23 protein-coding genes are annotated in these 26,158 nt (G+C 67.5%); 16 read left to right on the top strand and 7 right to left on the bottom strand.

Going from position 1 to position 26,158, the window contains the following annotated elements; translation table 11 throughout:
- Nucleotides 1-8: 8 nt before the first annotated feature.
- The 3 genes from fdhD (at nt 9) to OR37_RS20795 (ending at nt 5,279) form a co-directional block, all read left to right on the top strand.
- A complete protein-coding gene (gene fdhD / locus OR37_RS14150; RefSeq protein WP_004621200.1) occupies nt 9-902 on the top strand; it encodes a formate dehydrogenase accessory sulfurtransferase FdhD in 894 nt (297 codons plus the stop codon).
- Nucleotides 899-3,220 carry an FdhF/YdeP family oxidoreductase gene (locus tag OR37_RS14145; protein ID WP_004621198.1) on the top strand — a complete coding sequence of 774 codons (2,322 nt, stop codon included), beginning with the start codon at nt 899-901 and terminating at the stop codon, nt 3,218-3,220. The genes fdhD and OR37_RS14145 overlap by 4 nt, the downstream gene beginning before the upstream one ends.
- A gap of 292 nt (nt 3,221-3,512) precedes the next feature.
- Entirely contained in the window at nt 3,513-5,279 is a 1,767-nt protein-coding gene (locus tag OR37_RS20795) for a methyl-accepting chemotaxis protein (protein WP_235046582.1), read from the top strand.
- Nucleotides 5,280-5,464: 185 nt separating this feature from the next.
- Here the strand turns inward: OR37_RS20795 and OR37_RS14135 are convergent, their stop codons facing one another.
- The 7 genes from OR37_RS14135 to OR37_RS14105 all read right to left on the bottom strand — a co-directional run bounded on the left by OR37_RS14135 (nt 5,465) and on the right by OR37_RS14105 (nt 10,734).
- Nucleotides 5,465-6,361: an alpha/beta hydrolase-fold protein gene (locus OR37_RS14135; protein WP_004621194.1), complete on the bottom strand. Its 897-nt coding sequence runs from the start codon at nt 6,359-6,361 to the stop codon at nt 5,465-5,467.
- Nucleotides 6,362-6,458: 97 nt separating this feature from the next.
- A complete protein-coding gene (locus OR37_RS14130; RefSeq protein WP_004621191.1) occupies nt 6,459-7,625 on the bottom strand; it encodes a hypothetical protein in 1,167 nt (388 codons plus the stop codon).
- On the bottom strand, nt 7,622-7,930 hold the full coding sequence (locus tag OR37_RS14125) for a PadR family transcriptional regulator (RefSeq protein ID WP_004621189.1): 309 nt from the start codon (nt 7,928-7,930) through the stop codon (nt 7,622-7,624). The genes OR37_RS14130 and OR37_RS14125 overlap by 4 nt, the downstream gene beginning before the upstream one ends.
- 31 nt (nt 7,931-7,961) lie before the next feature.
- Nucleotides 7,962-8,345 (bottom strand): response regulator, encoded by a 384-nt coding sequence (locus tag OR37_RS14120; protein ID WP_004621188.1) that lies wholly within the window; start codon nt 8,343-8,345, stop codon nt 7,962-7,964.
- 2 nt (nt 8,346-8,347) lie between these two features.
- Nucleotides 8,348-9,406: a sensor histidine kinase gene (locus OR37_RS14115; RefSeq protein ID WP_004621185.1), complete on the bottom strand. Its 1,059-nt coding sequence runs from the start codon at nt 9,404-9,406 to the stop codon at nt 8,348-8,350.
- The gene (locus OR37_RS14110) at nt 9,403-10,248 is read right to left on the bottom strand and encodes an alpha/beta fold hydrolase (RefSeq protein ID WP_004621184.1); all 846 of its coding nucleotides are present in this window, start codon (nt 10,246-10,248) and stop codon (nt 9,403-9,405) included. The genes OR37_RS14115 and OR37_RS14110 overlap by 4 nt, the downstream gene beginning before the upstream one ends.
- Nucleotides 10,249-10,461: 213 nt before the next feature.
- Complete coding sequence (locus OR37_RS14105) at nt 10,462-10,734, bottom strand: hypothetical protein (protein ID WP_004621182.1); 273 nt, start codon at nt 10,732-10,734, stop codon at nt 10,462-10,464.
- Between the two features lie 122 nt (nt 10,735-10,856).
- On the opposite strand from OR37_RS14105, the gene ccoN reads away from it, so the two are divergent.
- The 13 genes from ccoN to OR37_RS14040 all read left to right on the top strand — a co-directional run bounded on the left by ccoN (nt 10,857) and on the right by OR37_RS14040 (nt 26,087).
- Nucleotides 10,857-12,533, top strand: a complete 1,677-nt coding sequence (gene ccoN / locus OR37_RS14100; protein ID WP_004621181.1) for a cytochrome-c oxidase, cbb3-type subunit I — start codon at nt 10,857-10,859, stop codon at nt 12,531-12,533.
- Nucleotides 12,534-12,540: 7 nt separating this feature from the next.
- Nucleotides 12,541-13,284, top strand: a complete 744-nt coding sequence (gene ccoO / locus OR37_RS14095; protein WP_004621178.1) for a cytochrome-c oxidase, cbb3-type subunit II — start codon at nt 12,541-12,543, stop codon at nt 13,282-13,284.
- Complete coding sequence (locus tag OR37_RS14090; RefSeq protein ID WP_004621176.1) at nt 13,281-13,448, top strand: cbb3-type cytochrome c oxidase subunit 3; 168 nt, start codon at nt 13,281-13,283, stop codon at nt 13,446-13,448. Before ccoO ends, OR37_RS14090 begins: the two co-directional genes overlap by 4 nt.
- The gene (gene ccoP, locus OR37_RS14085; protein WP_004621173.1) at nt 13,448-14,317 is read left to right on the top strand and encodes a cytochrome-c oxidase, cbb3-type subunit III; all 870 of its coding nucleotides are present in this window, start codon (nt 13,448-13,450) and stop codon (nt 14,315-14,317) included. Before OR37_RS14090 ends, ccoP begins: the two co-directional genes overlap by 1 nt.
- A gap of 5 nt (nt 14,318-14,322) precedes the next feature.
- The gene (gene ccoG / locus OR37_RS14080; protein WP_004621172.1) at nt 14,323-15,816 is read left to right on the top strand and encodes a cytochrome c oxidase accessory protein CcoG; all 1,494 of its coding nucleotides are present in this window, start codon (nt 14,323-14,325) and stop codon (nt 15,814-15,816) included.
- Nucleotides 15,813-16,313, top strand: a complete 501-nt coding sequence (locus OR37_RS14075) for a FixH family protein (protein WP_004621170.1) — start codon at nt 15,813-15,815, stop codon at nt 16,311-16,313. The genes ccoG and OR37_RS14075 overlap by 4 nt, the downstream gene beginning before the upstream one ends.
- Nucleotides 16,310-18,481 carry a heavy metal translocating P-type ATPase gene (locus tag OR37_RS14070; RefSeq protein ID WP_004621167.1) on the top strand — a complete coding sequence of 724 codons (2,172 nt, stop codon included), beginning with the start codon at nt 16,310-16,312 and terminating at the stop codon, nt 18,479-18,481. Before OR37_RS14075 ends, OR37_RS14070 begins: the two co-directional genes overlap by 4 nt.
- A complete protein-coding gene (ccoS, locus tag OR37_RS14065; protein WP_004621165.1) occupies nt 18,478-18,648 on the top strand; it encodes a cbb3-type cytochrome oxidase assembly protein CcoS in 171 nt (56 codons plus the stop codon). Before OR37_RS14070 ends, ccoS begins: the two co-directional genes overlap by 4 nt.
- 77 nt (nt 18,649-18,725) lie before the next feature.
- Entirely contained in the window at nt 18,726-19,526 is an 801-nt protein-coding gene (gene ftrB, locus OR37_RS14060; RefSeq protein WP_291841878.1) for a transcriptional activator FtrB, read from the top strand.
- A 128-nt stretch (nt 19,527-19,654) separates the two neighbouring features.
- Nucleotides 19,655-19,945 (top strand): hypothetical protein, encoded by a 291-nt coding sequence (locus OR37_RS14055; protein ID WP_004621160.1) that lies wholly within the window; start codon nt 19,655-19,657, stop codon nt 19,943-19,945.
- 63 nt (nt 19,946-20,008) lie between these two features.
- Nucleotides 20,009-21,286 (top strand): Xaa-Pro dipeptidase, encoded by a 1,278-nt coding sequence (locus tag OR37_RS14050; protein ID WP_004621158.1) that lies wholly within the window; start codon nt 20,009-20,011, stop codon nt 21,284-21,286.
- A gap of 105 nt (nt 21,287-21,391) precedes the next feature.
- On the top strand, nt 21,392-23,848 hold the full coding sequence (locus tag OR37_RS14045; protein ID WP_004621156.1) for a S9 family peptidase: 2,457 nt from the start codon (nt 21,392-21,394) through the stop codon (nt 23,846-23,848).
- Between the two features lie 151 nt (nt 23,849-23,999).
- A complete protein-coding gene (locus tag OR37_RS14040; RefSeq protein ID WP_004621154.1) occupies nt 24,000-26,087 on the top strand; it encodes an ATP-binding protein in 2,088 nt (695 codons plus the stop codon).
- Nucleotides 26,088-26,158: the final 71 nt, after the last annotated feature.

The raw sequence follows: 26,158 nt of genomic DNA, 5'->3' as shown, positions 1-26,158 counted from the left end.
CGACGACCATGGCGGCCGCTGAGCCGCCCCGGCGGTTCTCGGCGACCGTCGACTCGGAGCCGCTGCGCGTGAGAGCTGGCGAGACGGCGCGCGCTCCGCGTCGCCTGGCCGAGGAAACCGCGATCGCGATCGTTCACAACGCCTCGACCTACGCCGTGATGATGGCGACCCCTGACGATGTCGAGGATTTCGCGATCGGCTTTAGCCTGACCGAAGGCGTGATCTCGTCGCCGGCCGATGTGGAGCGGCTCGAGGTGGTCGAGACCGCTTTCGGCCTTGAGGCTCGCCTATGGCTCCCCCCCGAACTTCAGAGCCTTCTGACGGCGCGCCGACGTCGGCTGGCCGGCCCGACGGGCTGTGGCTTATGCGGAATTGAAAGCCTTGAGGAGGCCATGCGGCCGCCGAGGCTCGCGCCGACGGGCGATCTTTCGGTCACCGCCGACGACCTCATCGCCGCCATGACGGGGCTCGCGCGGGCGCAGGCGCTGGGCGCGGCGACCCGGGCCGCTCACGCCGCGGCGCTGTGGCGGCCCGTCGGCGGCCTGGTCGCCGTGCGTGAGGATGTCGGGCGCCATAACGCCTTGGACAAGCTCGCGGGAGCCTTGGCGCGCGCTGGGGAGACGGCCGAGGGGGTTGTCCTGCTGACCAGTCGGGTCTCGGTGGAGATGGTCCAAAAGGCCGCCGCCATGGGCGCCAATTTCATCGCGGCCGTTTCCGCGCCCACGGCCTTGGCCGTTCGCATGGCCGAGGCGGCCGGCATAACCCTGGCGGCCGTCGTGCGCGAGGACGGCTTCGAGGTGTTCTCCCATCCGCGACGGATTGTCGCGAGTTCCCCGTCCTGGCCTCCAGGCATACTCGAACACTCATCGATCCTAGAAGAAGAGCAGCGGGCTGAACGATGACCGAAGAGCAAAAGGCCGCGAAGTCGCAAACGTCTTCCGTGGAAGGGGTCGGGGAGTACGACAAGGCCGCGGGCGGCTGGGGCGCGCTGGCCAGCGTCGCCAGCGTCCTCAATCGGCAGGAGGTGGTCCTGGCCGGGGCGAAAACCCTCCTCCGCGCCAACCAGCCCGAGGGCTTCGACTGTCCAGGGTGCGCTTGGCCCGATCCGAAGCACACGTCGTCCTTCGAGTTCTGCGAGAACGGCGCCAAGGCCGTCGCCTGGGAGTCGACGCCCAAGCGCGTGACGCCGGACTTCTTCGCCCAGCACACCGTTTCCGAGCTGCGGACGTGGAGCGATCACGCGCTGGAGGATTTCGGCCGGCTGACTCACCCGATGGTCTACGACGCCGCGACCGACAAATATGTGCCGATCGACTGGGCTACCGCGTTCGCGCGCATCGGCGAGAATTTGCGCGCGCTCGATGATCCCAACAAGGCCGAGTTCTATGCGTCGGGCCGCGCGTCCAACGAGGCGGCCTTCCTGTTCCAGCTGATGGGGCGGGCCTTTGGGACCAACAATTTCCCCGACTGCTCGAACATGTGCCACGAGCCGACGAGCGTCGCCTTGCCGCCGGTGATCGGCATGGGCAAGGGCTCGGTCAGTCTCGACGATTTCCAGACTTGCGACGCCATTTTCAGTTTCGGGCATAATCCCGGCACCAACCACCCGCGGATGATGAGCACCCTGCGGGAGGCGGCGCGGCGCGGCTGCAAGATCGTCGTGTTCAATCCCTTCAAGGAGCGGGCGCTGGAGCGGTTCACCTCGCCGCAGAGCGTGGTGGAGATGACGACGGGCGGATCGACGCCCATCGCCTCCCACTACTACCAAGTTGGCGTTGGGGGCGACGGCGCGGCCCTTCAGGGGATCATGAAGGCGCTGCTGGAAGCCGATCGGGCGGATATCGCCAGCGGGGGCCCGGGCTTCCTGGATCGCGATTTCATAGCCGAGCACACGCTTGGCTTCGACGCCTTGCGCGCTCACCTGGAAGCCCTGGAGTGGTCGGAGATCGAAGCCGTCTCGGCCCTGACGCGAGCCAGGCTTGAAGAGGCCGCGCTGATCTATCGGCGGGCGAAATCGGTGATCGTCTGCTACGGCATGGGGATCACGCAGCATCGCAGCAGTTCCAGCGTGATCCAGCAGATCGCGAATCTTCTGCTGATGCGCGGCAACATCGGGCGCGCCGGGGCCGGCATTTGTCCCGTGCGCGGCCATTCCAACGTCCAAGGCGCCAGAACGGTCGGCGTGGCCGAGAAGCCGTCGGAGGCGCTGCTGGCGTCGATGGATCGCGTCTTTGGGCTAAAATCGCCGCGCGCTCATGGCCATACGGTGGTCGAGATGATCGCGGCCGCCCGGAGCGGCGCCGTCAAGGCGCTGATCAGCCTGGGCGGCAATCTGGCCGCCGCGGCCCCGGATCCGGAAGTCACGCACGCGGCGCTTCAGAAGCTTGATCTGACCGTCAACATCGCCACCAAGCTCAACAGAAGCCACCTGCTTTTCGGCCGCGAGAGCTTTCTGCTGCCCTGCCTGGGGCGCACCGAGTCGGACGTCCAGGCCACGGGCGTTCAAGCCGTCACGGTCGAGGATTCCATGGCGATGGTGCACGCCTCCCGCGGCACGAACACGCCGGCGTCGGAGCATCTCATGTCGGAGCCGGCCATCGTCGCCGGCATCGCCAAGGCCGCCCTGGGTGATCATCCGGTCGATTGGGAGTGGTGCGTCGCCGACTACAGCCGGATCCGGGACTTGATCGAGGCGGTCTTCCCGGTCGACTTCGCTAACTATAACGCCAGGGTTCTCCAGCCGGGCGGCTTCCGTCTGCCTCTGCCGCACGCCGAGCGGAACTGGAAGACCGCGTCGGGCAAGGCGCACTTCGCCGCCTTCAAGGCCGACGGCGAGGACCCCCGGCGCGGCGACCCGTCTGTGCTTCTCCTGAGCTCTATCCGCAGTCACGATCAATATAATACGACGATATATGGAAATAGTGATCGATATCGCGGCGTCTTTTCGCGTCGAGATGTCGTCTTCATGTCTCCCGAAGACCAAAATGCGTTGGGCCTGAAGCAGGGTGACAAGGTTGATATAGTTGCTGCCTTCACGCCGGACGATGGCGTTGAGCGCTGCGTTTCTGGATTCACAGTGGTTTCGAAGGATCTCCCGGCGGGATCCATTGCCGCTTACTATCCCGAGGTCAATCGGGTCATCGTCCTAGAGGACCGAGATCAATTCAGCGGAACACCGGCCTATAAGTCGGCACCAGTCCGTATCCGGAAGTCTCTATAGGTCTGTAAAAATAAACAGATTTTCGGATTTTTGGTCGTATCGGTTGGCGTGAGTCTATCTTGCAATCCTGGGTGCTTTGGTGGTCCATATTACTCAAAGTGGGCTCGAATTTCCCGGTGTGGCAATCTGACACTCTCCTCTTAACTGCTCTATTAACCACTATACATCAAACTGAGCCTTCAAATCGCGGTTGGATCTCTTTGAGCGAGGGCTCGGGGTGAAAAGCTCTGTGGGGGGACGCATGTCGAAAACGGTCGGCCGAAAGGACAAGGGCTCTTCCTTTTCGGGAGTTGTGTCCGGGGCCGTCATGGCGCTCGGCGTCGGCGTGTGTGTTCTGGTCCCCCTAGCCGCCCGGAAACTCGGGTTCGGCGAACCCTATGGCCTGGCCGCGGCGGCGATCGCCACGGCCGCGCTGCTGGTCGTCGCGCGGCGGTTCTCGACGGGCGTCGTGGGCGGCAACGCGTCCTTGGACAGGATCGCGGCGACCCTGATCGAGACCGCTGAAAAAGCGACCGAAGCCGAAATGCTGACCTTGGCGCAGCATAGCCTGGATAAGAACCTGCAGATTCTTCAGACCGCCCTGCGCGAGTGCGGTGAAGCCCGGGTGGTCAATGGCGTCCTGTACTATGGTCAGCGCCGGATCAATGACGACGTCGAGATCGTCGATTCCGTTCGGCAGAGCGCCGGCGGCACGGCGACCGTTTTCCTGGGCGATCTTCGGATCGCCACGAACGTCCTGAAGCCAGACGGGTCTCGCGCGGTGGGCACGCGCCTCACGGCCGAGAAGGTCATCGAGACCGTGCTGAAGCAAGGCAAGGTGTTTCGCGGCGAAGCGGAAATCCTGGGCGAGGCCTATTACACGATCTACGAGCCCATTCTGAGCGACGGGAAAGTGGTCGGCATTCTCTATGTCGGGGTTCGAAAGGCCGAATTCGCGGCTCAGCATGGGGACGACCTGGGTTCGGCCGGCGCCGCCGAAGCGGTGAATCGCGCCCTGCTGGCGCTCCAGCGCTCCGCCAAGACTCAAGCCGACACGGCGCGCGACGCCATCGTGCAGCGCCAGGAGGCCGAGGATCTGCGTCGCCAGCAAGAGGCGCGCCGCCAGGCGGTCGCGGCTGAACAGCGCCTCGTCGTGGAAGGTCTCTCGGCGGCCCTCGAGCGCTTGGCGCGAGGCGACCTGTCGATGCCGATCAAGGCCGTCTTTCCGGCGGAATATGAAAAGCTGCGCAGCGACTACAACACCACCTTGGAGAGCCTGCGTAATCTGATCGCCGAGATATCGGGCGGCGTCGGAAGCCTCAGCGAAGGCGCGCGCGACATCAGCAGCGCGGCGGATCAGCTGGCCCATCGCACCGAGCAGCAGGCCGCCAGCCTGGAACAGACCGCGGCGGCGCTGAACGAGATCACCAACACCGTTCGCGCCACGTCGGCGGGCGCGGGTCAGGCCAAGACGGCGGTGGACATCGCTCATGGCGATGTCGAGCGCAGCGGGCAAACCATGATCGAAGCCGTGAACGCCATGGGGCGCATCGAAGCCTCGGCGCGCCAGATGGAACTGATCATCGCCACGATCGACGAGATCGCGTTCCAGACGAACCTTCTCGCGCTGAACGCCGGCGTCGAGGCGGCGCGCGCCGGGGAGTCCGGACGGGGCTTCGCCGTGGTCGCCCAGGAAGTGCGCGCGTTGGCCCAGCGGTCGGCGGGCGCGGCTCGGGAAATCAAGGGTCTGATTTCCAGCTCGAGCCAGCAAGTCTCGCTGGGCGCCGATCTGGTCAATGAAACCGGCGCGGCCCTGGGCAAGGTCGTCGATCAGGTCCGCGAGGTCTCCCGCTTGGTGTCCGAGATCGCCCGGTCGGCCGTTGAACAGACCAGTGGGTTGGACGAGGTGAATATCGCGGTCAATCAGATGGACCGGTTCACGCAGCAGAACGCCGCGATGGTTGAAGAGAGCACCGCGGCAAGCCACTCCATTCGCGCCGAGGCCAGCCGTCTCATGAGCAAGGTCTCGGTCTTCAAGCTATCAGAGGATCATGAGATCGCGTCTTCGGAGGCGGCCTAGAGCCTTATCCGCTCGAACGGAATCATTCGAGCGGAAGAATAAGGCGCTAAATCAAACATTTAGAGCGTGATAACCGCCGAAACCGCTCACACTTTCGGCTATCACGATCTAGGCTCTTTCCGATGTTCTAAACCGCTGAAGGTTAGGCCTATTTGTCCGGTTTCTATGGCCCATTGAAACCAGACTCACCTCAGCAGGAAGTCCGCGACCGAGTTGACGTCCGTCGCGCAGTGGCCGCCATACAGGGGCGTCCATTCGGTCTCGACGCCGTGCTCGCGGGCCGCGCGGGCCAGTCGCTCGGTTCCCTCGAAATTGCCGTAGGCGTCGTAGAGGCCGCAGGACAGGTAGAGCTTGGGATAGCGCGGCGTGGCTTGGTCGATCAGCGCCAGCGGGGACACGCGACGCCATTCGGCCTCGTCGGCGACATAGGTTCGCGCGAGGGTTCGCACGCCGAACGCGATCTTCGGGTTCGCGCCGGTGCGGCGCAGGGCGGCGGCCAGGGTCGGCAGGCTGGCGAACGGCGAGTCGACATAGACGCCCGGGCAAAGCGCCGCGACTTTGGCGAACTCGGAAGGGTGCGAAAGGCCGGCCACGAGCACGTTCAGCCCCCCCATCGACTCGCCCAGCAGCATTCGTCGCCGGGGCTGGCCGATCCGGGCTTCGATGGCGGGCAACCGGCGCATCATGTCGTCCAGCAGGCCGCTGTCGGCCTTGCCGCCCTTCGGGGTCAGCAGCCAGGTGGGGCCGTAGGACAGGGTGACGACCGTCGGCGCCGTCGCGCCCTGGGCCTGCCAGCGCGCCTGGAGCATGGCGGTGAAATAGGTGTCGTCGTTCCAGACGCCTTCGTCCAGGCCGCGCCCGTGCAGGTGATAGACGATGTCGCCGTTCACGCCGCCGACCGCCCGGTAGACGCAATAGCGCAGCGGGCCGTCGACGCCGCAGGTCTTGGCGGCCGGCTGGAAGACGACCTTCTGGTCGCCGCGCGTGCGGGTCAGTTCGGTCCAGCCTAACCAGAGCAGGGCGACGACCGCGAGCGCGGACAGCAGGTAGCGAGCCCGCTTTTCGAGGCGAGGTGCTTTCACGAGTTAGTCCTTTCGGGGGAGGGGGAAGACGCGGGGCCGCGATCCGCGCGGATTTCGCGGTTGAATCGTGCGCGGCGGGGACCCTGGCTTTGGGGCCTTAAGAGGCCGACAGGCGCGGGTGGAGATTGGTCGGCGTCGGCTCGTCGACGGCGGCGTTGATGTCCGCCCCCGCGGGCCAGGGGACCTTGGGCGGCAGCATGGCCAGGCTCAGCAGATAGCCGATGATCGCGCTGCCGCCGTAGCCGATGACGGGGGTGGGGTAGGGACCGATGGCGGCGGCGGCCAAGGTCGAGCCCCAGACGGCGCCGAACGCCCCATAGGCGGCCTGCGCTCGGCCATCGCGTAGGCCGCCCAGCAGGCCTGGGGTCAGGAGCAGGCCCGTCGCGCCCAGCACTGTCAGCCCCAGCAGCGGATGGAGCTCGAACGCCGACGTCAGAACATCGTCGACGAACGGCGTCGCGGGCAGGGCCTCGGCGCGAGTCACCGCGACGTCGAAACCCGCCACGCCGCCCAGCAGGGCGATCAGGCCGAGCCGGTCGGGGCGGAGCGCCAGAGCCGCCGCGAGGCCCGCGCAGAGCGCGCCGGACATGGCGGGGTCTGGCTGCAGCGCCAGCGCGGCGGCGGCCAAGACCATCGCCAGGGTTCCCGCCGTCGTCCGCGATCGGGCGAAGCTGACGGTCATCATCGGCAGGATGACGAGGCTGGGCTGCACCGCCAGGCCGCCCAGCCGCAGCCAGCGCGTGGCGCCGCCTAGTCCCACGCCGTAAGCCGCGACGCCAAACAGCGTCAGCCCCAGCCAAAGCATGACGGACTCCGATCGGGCCCGCTTCGTCGACAGGAGTCTTCCGACGATCGCCAGCGCCGCAAGCCCGACCAGCAGCGCGGCGACGTTGATCGCCAGATACCGGCCCGGAGCGCCCGCCGCCGCCAGATAGGCCAGGCCCACGGCTCCCGCGCCGATCGCGCTGAATACGCCGAGGGCGCGGGGCCACAGTCGGGCTCTGTCGAGACCGCCTAGCCGGACCATGGCCTGGTCCTCGCGGTCGCAGCCGCCGACCCAGACCGCGAGTTGCAGAAGCCGGCATCGCACGCCCGCGAGGCCCAGGCCCCAGAGGGTCTCCAGCGCGAAGGCCAGAGCCTCGGCGTCATCATCGATCGCCGCGACCTCGGCCCTGGCCGCGCGCGCCCAATCCCGATTGGGCGCGGGCAGGCTGGCGGCCAGCAGATCGCAGACCAGGACGGCCAGGCGACGCCGCGGCCTCATGATTCCGAGGCCTGGGCGAGAGACGGCAGCGGCGCGGCCTGAACCGGGTTGTCGCGGGCCAGCCGCAGACCCTCGTCGGTCAGCCGATAGGCGTGCCGAGGCGGCTTACCGCCCTCGGCGGGTTGCTGCCACTCGGCTTCGAGATAGCCTTGAGACTCAAGCCGAATGAGAAGCGGGTACAGGGTCCCGGACTTGATTCCCGCGCGACGCGCCAAATCATAGCCGTGGGACCACGCGCCGCCCGCTTCGAGCAGGGCGGCCAACACCGTGCGGGCATGAGTCGAAAGAGATCGCGCGCGAGCCATGAGCGATAAATCTACCTAGGTAGATTTAATGTCAAGCGCCAGGATCCTCCTCGAGCAGCCGGCGGATCACGGCGACCAGCTGCCCTTCCGAAATGGGCTTGAAGAGCACGGCCGACGGATGATCGCCCTCGATCCGCGCCAGGGTGGCCGGCTCCCTCGATCCGGTGATGAAGACGACCTTGGAGCCCACCCGCTCGTGGATCTCCTGGGAGGCGTCGACGCCGTCGCGGTCGCCTTGAAGCCGCATGTCCATCAGCACGATGAAGGGCCGCTGGTCCACGGCCAGGGCGACGGCCTCGTCGGCGGAGGCGGCCGTGCCGCAGACCGTCAGGCCAAGGTCCTCAACATAGACGCAAAGGGTCTGGGCGATGATGAATTCGTCGTCGACGATCAGGACGCGGTCGCGGTGCAGCATGGTCACGCCGCGTCCGGGGCTGGGAAGCGCGCTTCCCAAGCGACCCCGTTGTCCTGGACGGCGCGGATGCGTCCGTGAAGCTGGCGCACCAGGCCATTGACGATCGTCAGCCCCAGCGACGGCGTCGGGGTCCCGGTCGCGTCGGAAAACCCGATGCCGTTGTCGGCGATCCGCAACACGACCTCTCCCTCCGCTGGCGCTTCCAAGACGACCCGAACCTCGCCCGCGCCACTGGGGAAGGCGTGCTTCAGGGCGTTGGTCGTCAGTTCCGTGACCAGCAGTCCCAGGGGGACGGCGAAGTCAAGATCAACGTTCAGGGGCGCCGCGTCGATGCGCAGCGCGATGCTGTCAGGCGCCCCCTTCTGCAGATGGGCGACGAGATCCCGCAGAAACGCGCCGACATCGAAGGTCTTCAGATTGGCCGATCCCATCAGTTGGTGATGCACGAGGCCGATCGCATAGACACGCTTGCGCAGGCCTTCGATCGCCGCCAGGGCCGCCGGATCGGCCAGCTTGCGCGACTGCAGCAGCAAAAGGCCGTCGACGACCTGAAGATTGTTCTTCACCCGATGATAGACCTCGCGCAGCAGCAGGTCGCGCTGGGCGAGGGCGGCGGTGCGGTCGGCGACCAGTTGCTCGAGCTTTTCGTTGGCGCTCTCCAAAGCCTTCAGGCTTTCGAGCATGGTCTGTCGCGCGGCGACCAGCTCCAACTCGTAGGCCCGTCGTTCCGGCGCGGCGAACAGCACCCCGCGCCGCGTGTCGCCGTCGGCGGAAACGGTCAGGAGCACGGGACGAGGCCGTCCGTCGGTGTGGGCGAGCTCCAGGAAAATCTCCTGGACCGATCCAGCACCGACCAGCGCGTGTTCGGCCTTCAGCGCGTAGATCAACTGAGACGATCGGGTGAGCAGGTCGCGGAAGAATCGTCCGGCCAGATCGGTCGGCGCCCGGCCCGTCATCGCGGTCATGGCCGGATTGACTTGGCGCAGGATCATGTCGCGATCCGCCTCGAAAAGTCCCACCGGCGCCGTCAGCGCCAGGGTTTCTCCGTCGCCTGGGCTCAAGCCTCCGTCTCCGCCAGGAAGCGCGCGATGGCCTCGGCCACGATGTCCGGCGCGCTGAGGTGCGGATAGTGGCCGCGCGTCGCCATGATCTCTAGGCGCGCGTTCGGGATGCCGTCGGCGAGAAAGCGCGCGGCGGCCAGAGGAACCACCATGTCGGCGCTGGCCTGCAGCACGAGGGTGGGAACCCGGCAAGCGCCCAAGGCCGAGCGGTGGTCGGACATGAAAGTGGCTCGGGCGAAGCCGCGCGTGATCTCGGGATTGGAGCGGCTGAAGCTGTAGACCAGCTCCTGGATCAGGCCCGGCCGCTCGGGCTGGTCCATCACCTGAGGCGCCAGGGTCCGCGCCCAGCCCTGGAAGTCCAGGGCCATCAGGTCCAGCAGCTGCTCGACGTCGGCGCGCTCGAAGCCGCCCTCGTAGTCGCCGTCGTTCAGGTAGCGCGACGAGGCGCCGATCATGATCAGGCGGCCGATGCGATCGGTGCGCAGGCTGGCCAGCAGCGCGATCATGCCCGAGACCGAATGGGCGACCATCGTGGCGTCGCGCAGATCGAGCGCCTCCAGGATGTCCGCGAGGTCGTCGGCGTAGCCCTCGAGGGTCGCGTAACGCGCGGGGTCATAGTGCGCCAGGTTCGAGGCGCCGCTGCCCATGTGGTCGTAGAGGACGATCCGCCGAGCCGGCGGCAAACGGGGCGTCAGCGCGCCCCAGATCGTCTGGTCGGTCCCGAAGCCGTGCAGGAGCACGAGGGCGGGATCGCCGGCCCCATTCACGCGCGCGGCATGGGCCTCGAGCAGGGTGTTCTTCTGGTCGAAGCTCTGAACAGGACGTCCGTCCGGCTGCGGCAAAGCGCCTCTCCCCACGTGTGAGTCCGTCAACGCGCCACATCCTATAGGAGAGCACCGACGCCTTTCGGCGCCAAGCCTGGATGCGTTTGGCGTTGAGATCTCTTGGACAGGACCGCTTTTACAATCGCGACAAGCGGACCGGATCGCCGACGGCGTCGGGAGCAACTTGCCGCGATTCGCGCGACGGCGTTCGGCGGACGAACGCGCGTAAGGCTATTTACGTTGGCCCGCCGCGCAGGCTGCGGCGGATGCGTTCACGCGCGGGGTCGCCGCCGCCAGCACCACGAAAAGCACGGTGAACGCCACCGCCGCGAAGCAGGCCGGGCAGTGGCCAGCCAGGGACCAGCTGTCCGTCCGCGAACTGCAGATCGGGCCCGCCATCAATCGCGGAACCGCCTGACCGACCGCGATCGCCCAACTGACCAACGCCGTCGCGCCGACGGCGGGGGTGAGAACGCGCGCGATCGCTTGAGACCTAGCCAACATGGAATGCTCCTGAACCGATCAACAGGATCGCTCCAGATCGCAACCCCGGCTTTGATGCGCATCAAAGCCGGGCCATCGGGGACGTGAGACGCAGGGCGCAAGGTTCGCCGCACGGAGTCCGCATGTCCGCCCCGTCCAAAGTCAACGCAAGTCCCCCAGCGGGGTCGAGCGTTCTTCTCATCATCTCAGTCTTGGGAGCGTTTCTGGCGATTTTAGGCGCCGGTCTGACGCATGACCCGATTTTCAGGCTCCAAGCCGAGACCATCTCCCTGGCCGGCGTCCTCGCCGCTTTCGCCCTGGCCTCCGGCCTGTCGGGCGGAAAGCTGCGGGATCAGCCCGACCGCTATTCCGACAACGTCATCAAGGCGGGTGTGATCGCCACGATGTTCTGGGCGGCGGCCGGCCTTCTCGTCGGCGTCGTGATCGCGGCCCAACTGTCCTGGCCGAGGATCTTCTACTTCCCCGAGGCGGGATGGCTGAACTTCGGCCGGCTGCGTCCGCTGCATACCTCGGCCGTGATCTTCGCCTTCGGGGGCAACGCCCTGATCGCGACGTCGTTCTGGGTCGTCCAACGCACCTGCAAGGCGCGTCTGGCCGGCGGCATCACGCCGTGGTTCGTGTTCTGGGGCTATCAGCTGTTCATCGTGCTGGCCGCGACCGGCTATCTGATGGGCGCGACCCAGGGCAAGGAATACGCCGAGCCCGAATGGTACACCGACCTGTGGCTGACGATCGTCTGGGTGGCCTATCTGCTGGTCTTCCTGGGCACGATCTGGAAGCGCAAGGAACCCCACATCTATGTGGCCAACTGGTTCTACCTGGCCTTCATCGTCACCATCGCCGTGCTGCACCTGGTCAACAACGCCGCCGTTCCGGTCGGCCTGCTGAACCACAAGTCCTACGGCGTGATGTCCGGCGTCCAGGACGCGCTGACCCAGTGGTGGTACGGCCACAACGCGGTGGGCTTCTTCCTGACCGCCGGCTTCCTGGCCATGATGTACTACTTCGTGCCCAAGCGCGCCGAGCGTCCGGTCTACAGCTATCGCCTGTCGATCGTGCACTTCTGGGCCCTGATCTTCATCTACATCTGGGCCGGTCCGCACCACCTCCACTACACGGCCCTGCCGCAGTGGGCGCAGACCCTGGGCATGACCTTCTCGATCATGCTGTGGATGCCGTCCTGGGGCGGCATGATCAACGGCCTGATGACGCTGTCGGGCGCGTGGGACAAGCTGCGCACCGACCCCGTGATCCGCATGATGGTCGTCTCGATCGCCTTCTACGGCATGTCGACCTTCGAAGGTCCGGTGATGTCGATCCGCGCGGTCAACGCGCTCAGCCACTACACCGACTGGACCATTGGTCACGTGCACTCCGGCGCTCTGGGCTGGGTCGGCTTCATCAGCTTCGGCGCGGTCTACTGCCTGGTGCCGTGGCTCTGGAAGAAGAAGGCCATGTACTCGACCAAGATGATCGAGTGGCACTTCTGGATCGCGACCACCGGCATCCTGCTCTACATCGCCGCGATGTGGGTGTCGGGCATCATGGAAGGCCTGATGTGGCGCGAATACACGCCGCAAGGGTTCCTGGCCTACAGCTTCATCGAGACGGTTTCGGCCAAGCACATCGAGAACGTCATCCGGACGGTTGGCGGCCTGATGTACCTGACCGGCGCCCTGATCATGATCGTCAACGTCTGGAAGACGATCGCGACCCCGTCTCCCGAAGCATCCGGGGCCGATCTGGCCGCCGAGCTGGCCGACGACGCGTCGACCGCCCCCGCAACCGCGATCGCCTGAGGTTCCGATGTCTCTCTGGAAACAACACGCCAAGCTCGAGCGGCATTCGCTGCTGCTCCTCGTCGGCATCCTCCTCGTGGTCTCGATCGGCGGCCTCGTGGAAATCGCCCCGCTGTTCTGGCTGCAGGGCACGATCGAGAAGGTGGAGGGGGTTCGTCCCTACACCCCGCTCGAACAGGCCGGCCGCGACATCTATGTCCGCGAAGGCTGCTATCTCTGCCACTCGCAGATGATCCGCCCGCTGCGTGACGAGGTCGAGCGCTACGGCCACTACAGCCTGGCCGCCGAGAGCATGTACGACCACCCGTTCCAATGGGGCTCCAAGCGCACCGGTCCCGACCTGGCGCGCGTGGGCGGCAAGTACTCCGACAGCTGGCACCGCGACCACCTGACCGATCCGCGCTCGGTGGTGCCGGAGTCGGTGATGCCCCCCTACAAGTTCCTGGCCGAAAAGGAGCTGGACTACAGCGACATCGTCGATCGGATGAAGGCGCTCCACACCGTGGGCGTGCCCTACACCGCCGACATGATCGCCAACGCCAAGAAGGATCTCGAGGCCCAGGCCGATCCGTTCTCCACCGACGCGGTGGGCCTGCGCGCCCGCTATGGCGCCAAGGTCGTCAACCGCGACTTCGACGGTAATCCCGACAAGATCACCGAAATGGACGCCCTGATCGCGTACCTGCAAATGCTGGGCACCATGGTCGATTTCAAGTCGTACAAGGCCCAGGCTCCGGAGAACCAAAGATGAGCGGCCTCAGCTACGAAACCGTGGCGCGCTTCGCGCAGCAAGGCGGGCTGATCTACTTCGGCCTGATCTTCCTGGCGGGCGTCCTCTACGCCCTGAAGCCTTCCAAGAAGGCTGAATTCCAACACGCCGCGCGCATTCCGCTCGACGACGAGGAGCTGGTCTGATGGCTGACCAACGCGAAACCGACCACGCTACGGGCGTTGAAACCACCGGCCACAGCTGGGACGGGATCAAGGAGCTGGACAACCCGCTGCCCCGCTGGTGGCTGTGGGTCTGGTACGGGACGATCGCCTTCGCGATCGTCTACTGGATCCTGATGCCGGCCTGGCCGGGCCTGCACGGCTACACCAAGGGCCTGCTGCACAAGTCCGACCGAGCCGAGGTCACCAAGGAGCTCAAGGCGCTCGATATCAAGCGCGGCGAAGGCGCGGCTCAGCTGCGCACCGCCAGCCTGGAGCAGATCGAGAAGGATCCCAAGCTCAACGCCTACGCCCAGCAGGTCGGCCAGTCCGTCTTCGGCGACAACTGCGCCACCTGTCACGGCATCGGCGGCACTGGGGGCAAGGGTTATCCCAACCTGCGCGACGACGTCTGGCTGTGGGGCGGCAAGCTGGAGGACATCCAGTACACGATCACCCACGGCGTCCGCACCGGCGTCGAGGGCGCGCGGATGTCCCAGATGCCCGCCTTCGGTCGTGACGAACTGCTCAAGCCCGACCAGATCGACGACCTGACCGAGTACGTCGTGCACCTGTCGAAGCGGCCGGCCGACGCCGCCGCCGTGGCCCGGGCCCAGCCTCTGTTCGAGGCCCAGTGCTCGGCCTGTCACGGCCTGGACGGCAAGGGCAATCAGCAAGTCGGCGCGCCGAACCTGACCGACTCCGACTGGCTGTACGGCGCGGATCGCGCGTCCATCCGCGGACAGATCTTCGCCGGCAACGGCGGGGTGATGCCCACCTGGGGCGGCCGCCTGAGCCCTGAAACCATCAAGGCCCTGGCCGTCTACGTCCACTCCAACGCGGGCGGTCAATAAGCCCGATGGTTCGAGTTATCGATAATACGCGTCCAAGATCCGACGCCCGGACGGCGGTTTCGGCCGCCGCCCGGGCGAAGGGGAAGGGCGAGGCCAACGGTCATCTCTACAAGCCTCGCCAGCCCATCTATCCCAAGCTGGTCCATGGCAAGTGGCGGGCCATCAAATGGGCGCTGCTGATCGCCGCCCTGGCGGTCTACTACGTCACCCCGTGGATCCGCTGGCATCGCCCCGAGGGTTTCCCTCAGCAAGCCGCGCTGGTCGACTTCACCGGCCGGCGTTTCTATTTCTTCGACATCCAGCTGTGGCCGCAGGAGGTCTATATCTTCACCGGCCTGCTGGTGATGGCGGCCCTGGCGCTGTTCCTGGTGACGGCGCTGTTTGGCCGGCTCTGGTGCGGCTATGCCTGCCCGCAGACCGTGTGGACCGATCTCTACATCGTGGTCGAGCGCCTGTTCGAGGGCGACCGCAACGCCCGGATGCGCCTGGACGCCGCGCCGCTGTCCTTCAACAAGATCTGGCGCAAGACCGGCAAGCACCTGGTCTGGCTGGCCATAGCCTTCGGCACCGGCGGCGCGTGGATCTTTTATTTCCATGACGCGCCGACCCTGATCCGGACCTTCTGGACCGGCGACGCGCCGATGACGGCCTATGTGTCGTGCCTGCTTCTGACCTGCACCACCTACATCTTCGCCGGCTGGATGCGCGAGCAGGTGTGCACCTACATGTGCCCGTGGCCGCGTATCCAGGGCGCCATGCTGGACGACCATTCGCTGCAGGTGACCTATCTGGCCTATCGCGGCGAGACCCGCGGGCCGCACAAGAAGGGGCAGAGCTGGGAGGGACGCGGCGACTGCATCGACTGCAATCAGTGCGTGGTGGCCTGCCCGATGGGCATCGACATCCGCGACGGCTCGCAACTGGAATGCATCAACTGCGGCCTCTGCGTCGACGCCTGCGACGAGATGATGGTCAAGGTCGGTCGGCCGACCGGTCTGATCGCCTATGACTCCGAGGAGGCGGTGTGCGCGCGGACCAAGGGCGAAAAGGCCGTCTACAAGCCGATCCGCTCGCGGACCGTCTATTACGCCCTGGCCATGTCCGTGGTCGGCGGCCTGACGCTGTGGTCGCTGATCGACCGGCCCAAGGCCGATCTCGGCGTCATTCGCGACCGCAATCCGATCTTCGTGCGGATGCATGATGGGGCGGTGAGGGATGGCTATACGCTCAAGATCGCCAACCGCACCTATGTCCAGCAGCGCTACGACGTTTCGTTCGAGGGCGTGCAGGGCGCGCGTTTGAGTCAGCCCGGCACCGTCGGCGAGCATGTCAGCATCGTCGTCCCGCCCGACCAGGTCGTCCCGGTGCGCGTGTTCGTCACCGCGCCCAAGGACGCCGAGCTGGAGCCCAGCGTTCCCGCACGCTTCGTCATTCGCGCGGGCGATATCCGCGCCGAGGCCAAGACCGTCTTCCTCTCAGGAGCCGCGAACCCACAATGACCGCCGCCGTCTCTTCCGTGGCCAAGCCCGGGCCTGAAAAGGGCCGCATCACGGGATGGCATGTCCTGATCGCCGTCGTGCTGTTCTTCGGCGTGGTGATCGGGGTCGACACCGTGTTCATGGTGAAGGCCTACAGCACCTTCTCGGGCGAGGTCGCCTCCAACCCCTATGAGGCGGGCCTGGCCTTCAACAAGACCTTGGATCAGCGCCGCCGCGAAACGGCGCTGGGCTGGAAGACGGGCGTCAGCACGGCGGGCGGCCAAAGCGTGGTCGTCACGGTCGAGGATCGCGCTGGTAAACCCCTGGATCATCTGTCGGTGACCGGCGTGCTGGAGCGTCCCGCCACCGAGACGGGGCGTCAGGTTCTGAACTTCCGCCCGATCGGGCAGGGGCGCTACGAAGCGCCGGCGCGTCTTGACGGGGCCTGGGACCTGCGCGGCGCGGCCCGCAATTCGGGCGATATGGTCGAGATCGAGACGAGGCTGGTGACGCCATGAGCCAGGGCCTGGCGCTGCATCGCGATCTCGAGGCCTTCGTCCAGCGCGACGACGCGGGACGCGGCCGGCTGGAGCTGCTGGTCACCGGCGCGCGCTGCGCCGGCTGCATCGGCAAGATCGAGAAGGCGGTGCGCGCCATGCCAGGCGTCAGCGCCGCGCGCCTGAACCTGACCACGGGCAAGCTGGCCGTGGACCTGGAGCCGGGCAAGGCCGATCCCGAGCGCGTGGTCGAGACTGTCGAGGGGCTGGGCTATCGCGCCTGCCTGTTCGATCCGGCCGAGGCCGGCGCGGCCCAGGATCGCGAAGGCAAGGAGCTGGCGATCGCCCTGGGGGTCGCCGGCTTCGGGGCCGGCAACGTCATGATGTTCACGGTGCCGGCGTGGGCCGGGCTGTTTGGCCAGGAGCTGAACGCCTCGACGCTGACGCTGATGTACTGGATGGCCGCCATCGTCGCGACGCCGTGCGCGCTGTTCGCCGGCCGGCCGTTCTTCCGTTCGGCCTGGGCGTCGCTGAAGCGCGGCAAGGCGAACATGGATGTGCCCATCTCGATCGGCGTCATCCTCACGCTGATCGTCAGCTACTCCGAGACCATGCTGGGCGGCAAGCACGCCTATTTCGATGCGGCGGTGACCCTGCTGTTCCTGCTGCTGATCGGTCGCTATCTGGACCACCGGCTTCGGGCCAGCGCCCGCTCGGCCGCGCGCGATCTGCTGGCGCTGCAGGCGCCGGTGGCGCTGCGCCTGGTCGACGGCGTCGAACAGGGCGTTCCCGTGGCCGAGGTCAAGGTCGGCGACCGCCTGGTGGTCGCGCCCGGCGAACGCGTTCCGGTCGACGGGGTGGTCGAGGCCGGCCGCTCCGAACTGGACAACGCCCTGATCTCCGGCGAGACCGCCCTGGTCCCGGTCGCCGAGGGCGCGCGTCTTCACGCGGGCGCGCTGAACCTGTCGGGCCGTCTGGTGATGGCCGCCACGGCGCGCAGCGAGGACTCGACCCTGGCCGCGATCGCCCGCCTGATGGAGGCCGGCGCCCAGGCTCGCTCGTCCTATGTGCGCCTGGCCGACAAGGCGGCGGCGCTCTATGTGCCCGTCGTCCACACGGCCGCCGCCTTGACCTTCGTCGGCGGCTGGGTCCTGGGCCTGGGCGTCCGCGAGGCGCTGCTGCGCGCGGCCGCCGTGCTGATCGTCACCTGCCCCTGCGCCCTGGGCCTGGCCGTGCCGGCCGTTCAGATCGCCGCCAGCAGCCGCCTTTTCCGCAAGGGCGTGCTGGTCAAGTCCGGCGCGGCGCTGGAGCGCCTGGCCGAGGCCGACCACGTGGTCTTCGACAAGACGGGGGTGCTGACCGAGGGAAAGCCCGCCCTGATCGGCGCGCCCGACCAACTCGTCGCCTTGGCCGCCCCGCTGGCGCGCGCCTCGCGCCATCCGCTGGCCCGCGCCTTGAGCGCGGCGGCGGGGGCGGGACCGGTGGCCGTCGACTGCGTGGAGACCGCCGGCCAGGGCGTCGAGGGCGTCATCGACGGGCGTCGGGCGCGCCTGGGCCGCGCGGCGTTCGTCGGCGTCCGCGGCGGCGACGCGCGGGAGACCGAACTGTGGTTCGGCTTCGAGGGCGACCTGAAGATCCGCTTCGTCTTCGAGGACCGCCCTCGCGCCGACGCCGCCGAAACGATCGCGCGCCTGCGTCGGCTCGGGATGTCGGTCGAAGTCCTGTCCGGCGACTTGGCCGGACCCGTCGGCGACGTGGCTGGCGCGCTCGGCGTCAGCGACTGGCGCGCCGGTCTGACGCCGTTCGAGAAGGCCGAGATCGTCGACCGTCTCAAGAGCGAGGGCCGCAAGGTGCTGATGGTGGGGGACGGGCTCAACGACGCCGCCGCCCTGGCCAAGGCGCATGTGTCCATGGCGCCCGGCGCGGCGGTGGACGCGGCGCAGACGGCCGCCGATCTGGTCTTCACCGGAGAAGGCCTGGGCGCGGTCGTCGAGGCCGTCGAGACGGCGCGGGAATCTCGGCGTCGCGCGCTGGAGAATTTCGGCTTCTCGGGCCTTTACAACCTGGTCGCCATTCCGGCGGCGGTGCTGGGGCTGGTCAATCCGTTCGTCGCGGCCCTGGCCATGTCGGGGTCGTCGATCGCGGTGTTGCTGAACGCGGCGCGTCCGCGTCTGGGGAGACGGGCATGAACATCATTCTCATCCTGGCGCCGGCCTCGATCGGTCTGGGCGCGCTGGGCCTGGCCGCGTTTCTCTGGACGATGAACGCGGGCCAGTACGACGACCCCGAGGGCGATGCCGCCCGCATCCTTTACGACCATCTGGACGACAAGCCACCGGCCGATCCCGAGCGCTGAGAGCGCGATCGGCGCCCGCGGAAACCTTCGATCGGATTGACCAGAGTCAAGGCCTTGGCCCGCGAACGGACACAAGCATGGCGGTCATCGTCAGCAGGCCGCCCATGACCCGCACCGAAATCGATCTGCCCCGCATCCGGCGACTGCCTCTGTTGGACGGCGCTTCGGCCGAAACCTTCGCGCTTCTGACCCGCGAGGCCGCCATCGCCCATCTCGAACCCGGCGGACTCTTGGCGGCGCAGGGCGAGAGCGACGACCAGCTGTACCTTCTGCTGGAGGGCGCCATCTTGCTGGAGGGCGCGTGGAACGGACGCGAGGCCGATCTTGCCCTGCTGCAACCGCCCGCGACCCTGATGTTGGCGTCGGCGGTCCTGGGCGGGCCGAACCTGGTGACCGCGCGGGCGCTGAGTTCCAGCGCGGTGCTGGCGATCCCGGGTCAGGCCGTCCGCCAGGCGCTGGGCCGCGACGCGGGGTTCGGGCGCGCGGTGGCGGAGGAGCTTGCCGGCTGCTTCAGCGGCCTGGTCCGAACCTTCAAGAACCACAGGCTGCGCGGGGCGCAGGAACGTCTGGCCAGTTACCTGCTGACCCAGCAGCAGCGCCAGGGCGGCGGGCCGACGCTGCGGTTGCCCTGTCGCAAGCGGCGTCTGGCGTCGCTTTTGGGCATGACGCCCGAGAACCTTTCACGCGCCCTGGCCAGCCTCGTTCCCTATGGCGTGGAAATCGACGGCGTGCAGATCACGCTGAGCGAGCCCCTGGCCCTGGCGCGGCTGGCCGCGCCCGATCCGCTGATCGACAACCACGTCTCATCCGCCGATGGGACCGGACAGGCGGAGCGCGAGCGTCGCCGCTTCGTCCGGATGCAACTCAATCCGGCCTGAGCCCTCCCGGCGCGACGGCGACGGGGCGGCGGCTCGATGCCCGACTTCATCGCGGGTGAAGACATCTTAACTTGACCCTCTAAAGCCAAGTCCGCCCTATCGCGCCTCCGTTCCAACTCGAGGTCGTCATGCGTCTGTTCGCATCCGCCGCCGTGCTGTCCCTGATTCTGACAGCGCCAGTCCACGCGCAAAGCGCCTCGCCGGCGTCGACGGCCACCGACGCGACGGCTGTCCAGCCCAAGCCCGTCGCCGTCGAGAAGAAGAAGGACGATGGGATCATCTGCCATCGGGAGACCCCGACCGGCAGCCACTTCCCGGTGAAGGTCTGCACCACGGCCGAGCAGCGCAAGGCCGAACGCAGCAACGTCCAGCGCGCGCAGCAGACGATGCAAGGCGGCTCCAGCCTGGTCCCGCAATAGACCTCGACGTTCCCCGACCGCGTGATAGCGTCGCCGTGCTCAATAGGATGGGGACGGAACACCATGCGTAAGGGGATCGTGGCCAGCGCGCTCGTTTTGGGTCTGGCTCTGGGCTCGGCGGCCAGCGCCGCCCAGGTCGAGGCCGTCAGCGCATCGCGCCTGCTGGACGTGGCCAGCGGCAAGTATGTCGACAACCCGCTGGTGATCGTCACCGATGGCCGCATCACCAGCATCGGCAAGAAGGGCGACGCCGTTCCGGCGGGCGCGAAGGTCGTGGATCTGCCCGGCGCGACGCTGTTGCCAGGGCTGATCGACATGCACACCCACATCTCGGCCCTGGCCGAGATCGGCGGCTACAACAGCCTGCAGTACAGCGACCGGTTCTGGAGCGTGGTCCAGACCGCCAACGCCAAGAAGACGCTGAACGCCGGCTTCACCACCATCCGCAACGTCGGCTCGGACGCCTTCGACGACGTGGGCCTGCGCGAGGCGATCGACGCGGGCTATGTGGTGGGTCCGCGCATCGTCACCGCCACCTACGCGATCGGCGCGACCGGCGGGCACTGCGACTCGACCTTCTTCCCGCCCTCGATGGACCAGAAGGGCCCGTACAACATCGACAGCCCCGACGAGGCGCGGAAGGCCGTGCGCACGCTGAAGAAGTACGGCGCCCAGGTGATCAAGATCTGCGCGACGGGCGGGGTGTTCTCGCACGGCGACGAGCCGGGCCAGCAGCAGCTGACCTTGGACGAGATGAAGGCCGTCGCCGACGAAGCCCACATGGCCGGCCTGCGCGTCGCCGCCCACGCCCACGGGGCGGCCGGCATCAAGGACGCCATCCGCGCTGGCATCGACACCATCGAGCACGCCAGCCTCGTCGACGACGAGGGCATCAAGCTGGCGATCCAGCACGGGACCTACTTCTCGATGGATATCTACAACACCGACTACACCCAGGCCGAAGGCAAGAAGAACGGCGTGCTGGAGGACAACCTGCGCAAGGACCGCGACATCGGCGAGATCCAGCGCCAGAACTTCAAGAAGGCGCTCAAGGCCGGGGTCAAGATGGTCTTCGGCACCGACGCGGGCGTCTATCCGCACGGCGACAACGCCAAGCAGTTCGCCGTCATGGTCCGCTATGGCGCCACGCCGCTGCAAGCGATTCAGTCGGCGACCATCACCGCCGCCGAGGCTCTGGGCCGTCCCAAGGATGTCGGCCAGGTGGCCGTCGGCCTTTATGGCGACATCATCGCGGTCGGCGGCGATCCGCTGGCCGACGTCACCCTGCTGGAGCACCCGGTGTTCGTGATGAAGGGCGGCCAGGTGGTGCGTCAGCCGTAGGGCTACCGTTCCGGTTTCCTTGGCGGACGGGATGGGCTTAATTTCGCCATGATTGAGCGTCGCCGGCGAGAGGGCGGCGTGGGGCAAGCAAGGGGTTCGCGTATCATGTTCCAGTCTTCCTGCCGTCGTCGCGCGCTGGCGCTGGCGACTTCGGTGGCCCTCGCCGCCTTTTCGACCAGCTTGGCGTTCGCCGCCGACGGCTATCAGACGCCGCCAGCCCCGATCGCCCAGATCCTCGACTCGGCCCCGACGCCCGGCGTCACGCTAAGCCCCGACCGCAAGGTGCTGGCTCAGCTCGGCCGCGAGAACCTGCCCTCGATCGCCGCGGTCTCCGAGCCGATCCTGCGGCTGGCGGGCTACCGTATCAATCCGCGCAACAACGGGCCGATCGAGGCGCGCGCCAACTGGCTGAACGCTCTGTCGTTCGAGGACGTCGCCACCGGCAAGTCGCGCCCCGTGAGCCTGCCGGCCGGCGCGCGCTTCTTCGGACCCAGCTGGTCGCCGGACGGCGGCAAGCTGGCCTTCGTCATGGACGCCAAGACGGGCCTGGAGCTGTGGGTCGCCGATGTGAAGACCGCCACGGCCCGCAAGGTCACCGACCCCGTGGTCAACGCCACCTTCGGCGCCGGCTTCGACTGGCTGCCGGACGGGTCGGGCCTGATGGTCCAGACCATCGTCGACGGGCGCGGCGCCCCGCCGGCCGCCGCCGCGACGCCGACCGGACCCACGATCCAGGAGTCCAAGGGCCGCGCCGCGGCGATCCGCACCTATCAGGATCTGCTCGCCAACGCCCATGACGAGGCCTTATTCGACTACTACTTCACCTCGCAGCTGACGCGGGTGTCGCTGGACGGCAAGACCAGCGCCGTCGGCAAGCCTGGGATCATCTCGGGCGTGTCGATCTCGCCCGACGGCCAATACCTGCTGATCAACCGGCTCAAGCGGCCCTACAGCTATCTTGTGCCGGCCAATCTGTTCCCGACCGAGATCGTGGTCACGACCCTCGACGGCGCGCCAGTGAAAATGGTGGCCGACCGTCCCCTGGGCGACAACCTGCCCGCGGCCTTCGATGCGGTCCCGACCGGCCCGAGGTCCGTCAACTGGCGCGGCGACGCCCCGGCGACCCTGGTCTGGGCCGAGGCCCAGGACGGCGGCGAGCCGCGCAAGAAGGTCGCCATCCATGACAGCGTCTACACCCTGGCCGCGCCGTTCTCGGCCGGCCCGACCAAGTTGATCGACCTGGACCAACGCTATCGCGGCGTCACCTGGGGCCGTCCGGACTTCGCCCTGGTGCAGAGTCGCTGGTGGCAGACGCGCATGGAAAAGCGCATCGCCATCGATCCCGCCAAGCCCGGAACCGGCCGCCTGCTGCTCGAGCGCAACTATCAGGATCGCTACAATGATCCGGGCGAGGCCCTGGTCCGTCGCGACGCGCGGGGCCAGGCCCTCCTTCACTTCACCCCCGACGGCAAGGCGGTCTTCGTGTACGGCGACGGCGCCTCGGCCAAGGGCGAGTTCCCGTTCATCGGCCGCATGGCTCTGGCCGATGGCAAGGTGAGCAGGCTCTGGCAATCGGGCGCCGCCTATTACGAGCAGCCCATCGCCCTGGCCGACGAGGCCGGCAAGAGCGTGATCACGCGCCGCGAGAGCGCCAAGGATCCGCCCAACTACTACGTCCACGCCCTGGCCGCCGGCGCCAAGGCTCGCGCGCTGACCGCCTTCCCGGACCGCGCGCCGCAGTTCGCGGGCGTGACCAAGCAGACCATCACCTATCAGCGCGCCGACGGCGTGAAGCTATCGGGCGTGCTCTATCTTCCGGCCGGCTACGACAAGGCCAAGGACGGCCCGCTGCCGCTGTTGATGTGGGCGTATCCCGCCGAGTTCACCGACGCCGCCGTCGCCGGCCAGACGGTGGACGAGGGCAACCGTTTCACCCGACCGGCGGGCATCAGCCATCTTTTCCTGCTGACCCAGGGCTACGCGGTGCTGGACAATCCGGCGTTCCCGATCATCGGGCGGAATGGCGCCGAGCCGAACGACACCTATGTCGAGCAGCTGGTCGCCGACGCCCAGGCGGCGGTCGACGCGGTGGTGGCGCTGGGCGTGGCCGACCGCGACCGGATCGCGGTCGGCGGCCACAGCTACGGCGCGTTCATGACCGCCAACCTCCTGGCCCATACGCGGCTCTTCCGCGCCGGCATCGCCCGCTCGGGTGCCTATAACCGCACCCTGACGCCCTTCGGCTTCCAGGCCGAGCAGCGCACCTACTGGGAAGCGACCGACACCTACACGAAGATGAGCCCGTTCACCTACGCCCCGAACATCAAGGACCCGATCCTGCTGATCCATGGCGAGGCGGACGATAACCAGGGCACCTTCCCCATCCAGAGCGAGCGCTTCTACGCCGCCCTGAAAGGCGCCGGCGCGACGGTCCGCTATGTGACTCTGCCCAACGAGCCGCACGGCTATCGGGCGCTGGAATCGACCAAGCATACGCTGTGGGAAATGACCCAGTGGATGGACAAGTACGTGAAGAACGCGCCGAAACGCGACGCCAAGTAAGGCGCCCTGCGTGGAGGGACCCCGGGAAGCGAGCGCGCCCCGGGGTCATCGCCGCGCCAATATGCCGCGCGGTTTCGTCGGCTTGGTGTTGTTCGGCCGGATCGCCCGCCTTCGCCGCTGATGGCAAGGTCGGCGACCGGGAGACACAAGTATGAGTCGCACAACCGCCCATCGGGCCTTTCGGCGGACGATGAATCTGATCGCCGGGGGCAAGCCGCTGGGACTGGCTCTGAAGGCCATCGTCCAGGCGGTCGAAGCCGAGGACCCCGAGATCCTCTGCAGCGTGCTTCTTCTCGACGCCGAACGCCGCAGGCTGACGCTGGGGGCCGCGCCCAGCCTGCCGGACTTTTACAACAAGGCCATCGAAGGCTTGGAGATCGGCCCGTCTGTCGGTTCCTGCGGCACGGCGGCCTATCTGGGGCGGCGGGTGACCGTCGACGACATCCAGTCCAATCCGCTCTGGACCGACTTCCGGGAGCTAGCGGCGGAGGCGGGCCTGGCGGCGTGCTGGTCCGAGCCGATCCGGGCGTTGGACGGCGCCGTGGTCGGCACCTTCGCGATCTACCATCGCCAGATCAGCAAACCGAATAAGGAGGACATCGCCTTCATCGAGGCGGCCGCGCAGCTGGCGGCGATCGCCATCGACCGGCGCCGCGCCGAGGAAGAGCTGGCGGCCAGCGAGGCGCGCGCGCGCCTTTCGGCCCAGCAGGCCATGGAGACAGCGCAGAATCTCTCGAGCTTCTTCGACGTTTCGGCGGACCTGATGTGCATTCGCGACCTGGACGGACGCTTCGTCCAGGTCAATCGCGCCTGGGAGACCCTGTTGGGCCATCCGGTCGAGACCCTGCAAGGGGCGCCCTTGCTCTCGCTGCTGCATCCGGACGACATTGAGGCCACGCGCGCCAACATGGACCGCGCCGAGAGCGAAGGCGACGTCAACGGCCTAGTTAACCGCTATCGCCGCGCGGATGGGTCCTACTGCCAGCTGGAATGGCGCGCGCGGCGAAGGGGCGACCTCGTGTTCGGCGTGGCCCGCGACGTCACCGAGCGTCGCCGGATCGAGGCCGAGATGGCGGAGGCCCGAGACGCCGCGGAGGCCGCCAACAAGGCCAAGAACGACTTCCTGGCCAATATGAGCCACGAGATCCGCACGCCGCTCAACGGCGTCATCGGCATCGCCGCGGCGCTCGGCGAGACAGCGCTCACCCCGCGGCAGGCCGAGATGGTCGCGCTGATCCAGCGCTCCGGCGAGACCCTGGAGCGGCTGGTCTCCGACATCCTGGACGTCTCGAAGATCGAGGCCGGTCAGATGACCCTCCAGCCGCGGGTCTTCGACCTCGACGCCGTGCTGAACGGCTTGCTGGACGTCACGCGCCTGCGCGCCAAGGAGAAAGGGGTCGGTGTTCGCGTCGAACGTGGGGCGGCCGCCAGCGGCGGCTTCGTTGGCGACAGCGTGAGGATCGGTCAGGTCGTGAGCAATCTGTTGTCGAACGCCGTGAAATTCACCGATCGCGGCGAGGTCGCCGTCCGTATCGACGTCGCCGACCAGGGCGCCGGCCAGGCCTCCCGTCTGTGCGTCGAGGTCGAGGACACCGGGGTCGGCTTCGACGCGGCGAAGGCCGAGATGATCTTCCAGCGCTTCAGCCAGGCCGACAGCACGATCACGCGGAGGTTCGGCGGATCTGGTCTTGGGCTGTCGATCAGCAAGACCTTGGTCGAGATGATGGGCGGCGAGATCACGGCGCGGTCCAAGCCGGGGTTGGGCAGTCTGTTCCGCGTGGTCTTGCCGCTGCATCGCGCCGAGGTGGTCGGGGGCGAGGACGACCCGACCGAACCCGGCGTTCAGGCCGAGGGTTTGCGCGTGCTGCTGGCCGAGGATCATCCGATCAATCAGCGCGTGGTTCAGCTGATGCTCGAGCCCTACGGCGCCGCCGTCACCGTGGTGGAGAACGGCGCGCAGGCGGTCGAGGCCGTGTCCGCGCGCCGCTACGATGTGGTGCTGATGGACATGCAGATGCCGGTCATGGACGGCTTGGCGGCCACCCGCGCGATCCGGGCCCAGGAGGCGGGCGGGCGACGCACGCCGATCATCATGCTCAGCGCCAACGCCATGGCCGGACATCGGCAGGACGCCCTGACGGCCGGCGCGGATCTGCACGTCGCCAAGCCGGTCACCATGGCGGCGCTGCTGGAGGGAATCGGGCAGGTGATCGCGGCCGACCCGCGCCGCGTGGAGTGACCGAGGCGGTTTCCCTTCACCTTTGTCGACCAAGCGCCTAAATCGGGCGGCTCGCGGCCTTGGGTCGCTCG

Source organism: Caulobacter vibrioides OR37, from assembly GCF_000372645.1.
In the GTDB taxonomy this organism is placed as follows: domain Bacteria; phylum Pseudomonadota; class Alphaproteobacteria; order Caulobacterales; family Caulobacteraceae; genus Caulobacter; species Caulobacter vibrioides_E.
Note: the sequence above shows the minus strand (reverse complement) of the source record. Positions and strands in the feature narration are given on the sequence as shown.

Excerpts from the sequence above, each read along its gene's own strand:
- ccoP (WP_004621173.1), top strand. The coding sequence starts at position 13,448 with ATGGCTGACCAACGCGAAACCGACCACGCTACGGGCGTTGAAACCACC.
- ccoG (WP_004621172.1), top strand. The coding sequence starts at position 14,323 with ATGGTTCGAGTTATCGATAATACGCGTCCAAGATCCGACGCCCGGACG.
- OR37_RS14105 (WP_004621182.1), bottom strand. The coding sequence starts at position 10,734 with ATGTTGGCTAGGTCTCAAGCGATCGCGCGCGTTCTCACCCCCGCCGTC.
- OR37_RS14120 (WP_004621188.1), bottom strand. The coding sequence starts at position 8,345 with ATGCTGCACCGCGACCGCGTCCTGATCGTCGACGACGAATTCATCATC.
- OR37_RS14145 (WP_004621198.1), top strand. The coding sequence starts at position 899 with ATGACCGAAGAGCAAAAGGCCGCGAAGTCGCAAACGTCTTCCGTGGAA.
- OR37_RS14050 (WP_004621158.1), top strand. The coding sequence starts at position 20,009 with ATGCGTAAGGGGATCGTGGCCAGCGCGCTCGTTTTGGGTCTGGCTCTG.
- OR37_RS14040 (WP_004621154.1), top strand. The coding sequence starts at position 24,000 with ATGAGTCGCACAACCGCCCATCGGGCCTTTCGGCGGACGATGAATCTG.
- ccoN (WP_004621181.1), top strand. The coding sequence starts at position 10,857 with ATGTCCGCCCCGTCCAAAGTCAACGCAAGTCCCCCAGCGGGGTCGAGC.
- fdhD (WP_004621200.1), top strand. The coding sequence starts at position 9 with ATGGCGGCCGCTGAGCCGCCCCGGCGGTTCTCGGCGACCGTCGACTCG.
- ccoS (WP_004621165.1), top strand. The coding sequence starts at position 18,478 with ATGAACATCATTCTCATCCTGGCGCCGGCCTCGATCGGTCTGGGCGCG.
- OR37_RS14130 (WP_004621191.1), bottom strand. The coding sequence starts at position 7,625 with ATGAGGCCGCGGCGTCGCCTGGCCGTCCTGGTCTGCGATCTGCTGGCC.
- OR37_RS14090 (WP_004621176.1), top strand. The coding sequence starts at position 13,281 with ATGAGCGGCCTCAGCTACGAAACCGTGGCGCGCTTCGCGCAGCAAGGC.
- OR37_RS14125 (WP_004621189.1), bottom strand. The coding sequence starts at position 7,930 with ATGGCTCGCGCGCGATCTCTTTCGACTCATGCCCGCACGGTGTTGGCC.
- OR37_RS14075 (WP_004621170.1), top strand. The coding sequence starts at position 15,813 with ATGACCGCCGCCGTCTCTTCCGTGGCCAAGCCCGGGCCTGAAAAGGGC.
- OR37_RS14070 (WP_004621167.1), top strand. The coding sequence starts at position 16,310 with ATGAGCCAGGGCCTGGCGCTGCATCGCGATCTCGAGGCCTTCGTCCAG.
- OR37_RS14045 (WP_004621156.1), top strand. The coding sequence starts at position 21,392 with ATGTTCCAGTCTTCCTGCCGTCGTCGCGCGCTGGCGCTGGCGACTTCG.
- OR37_RS14055 (WP_004621160.1), top strand. The coding sequence starts at position 19,655 with ATGCGTCTGTTCGCATCCGCCGCCGTGCTGTCCCTGATTCTGACAGCG.
- ccoO (WP_004621178.1), top strand. The coding sequence starts at position 12,541 with ATGTCTCTCTGGAAACAACACGCCAAGCTCGAGCGGCATTCGCTGCTG.
- ftrB (WP_291841878.1), top strand. The coding sequence starts at position 18,726 with ATGGCGGTCATCGTCAGCAGGCCGCCCATGACCCGCACCGAAATCGAT.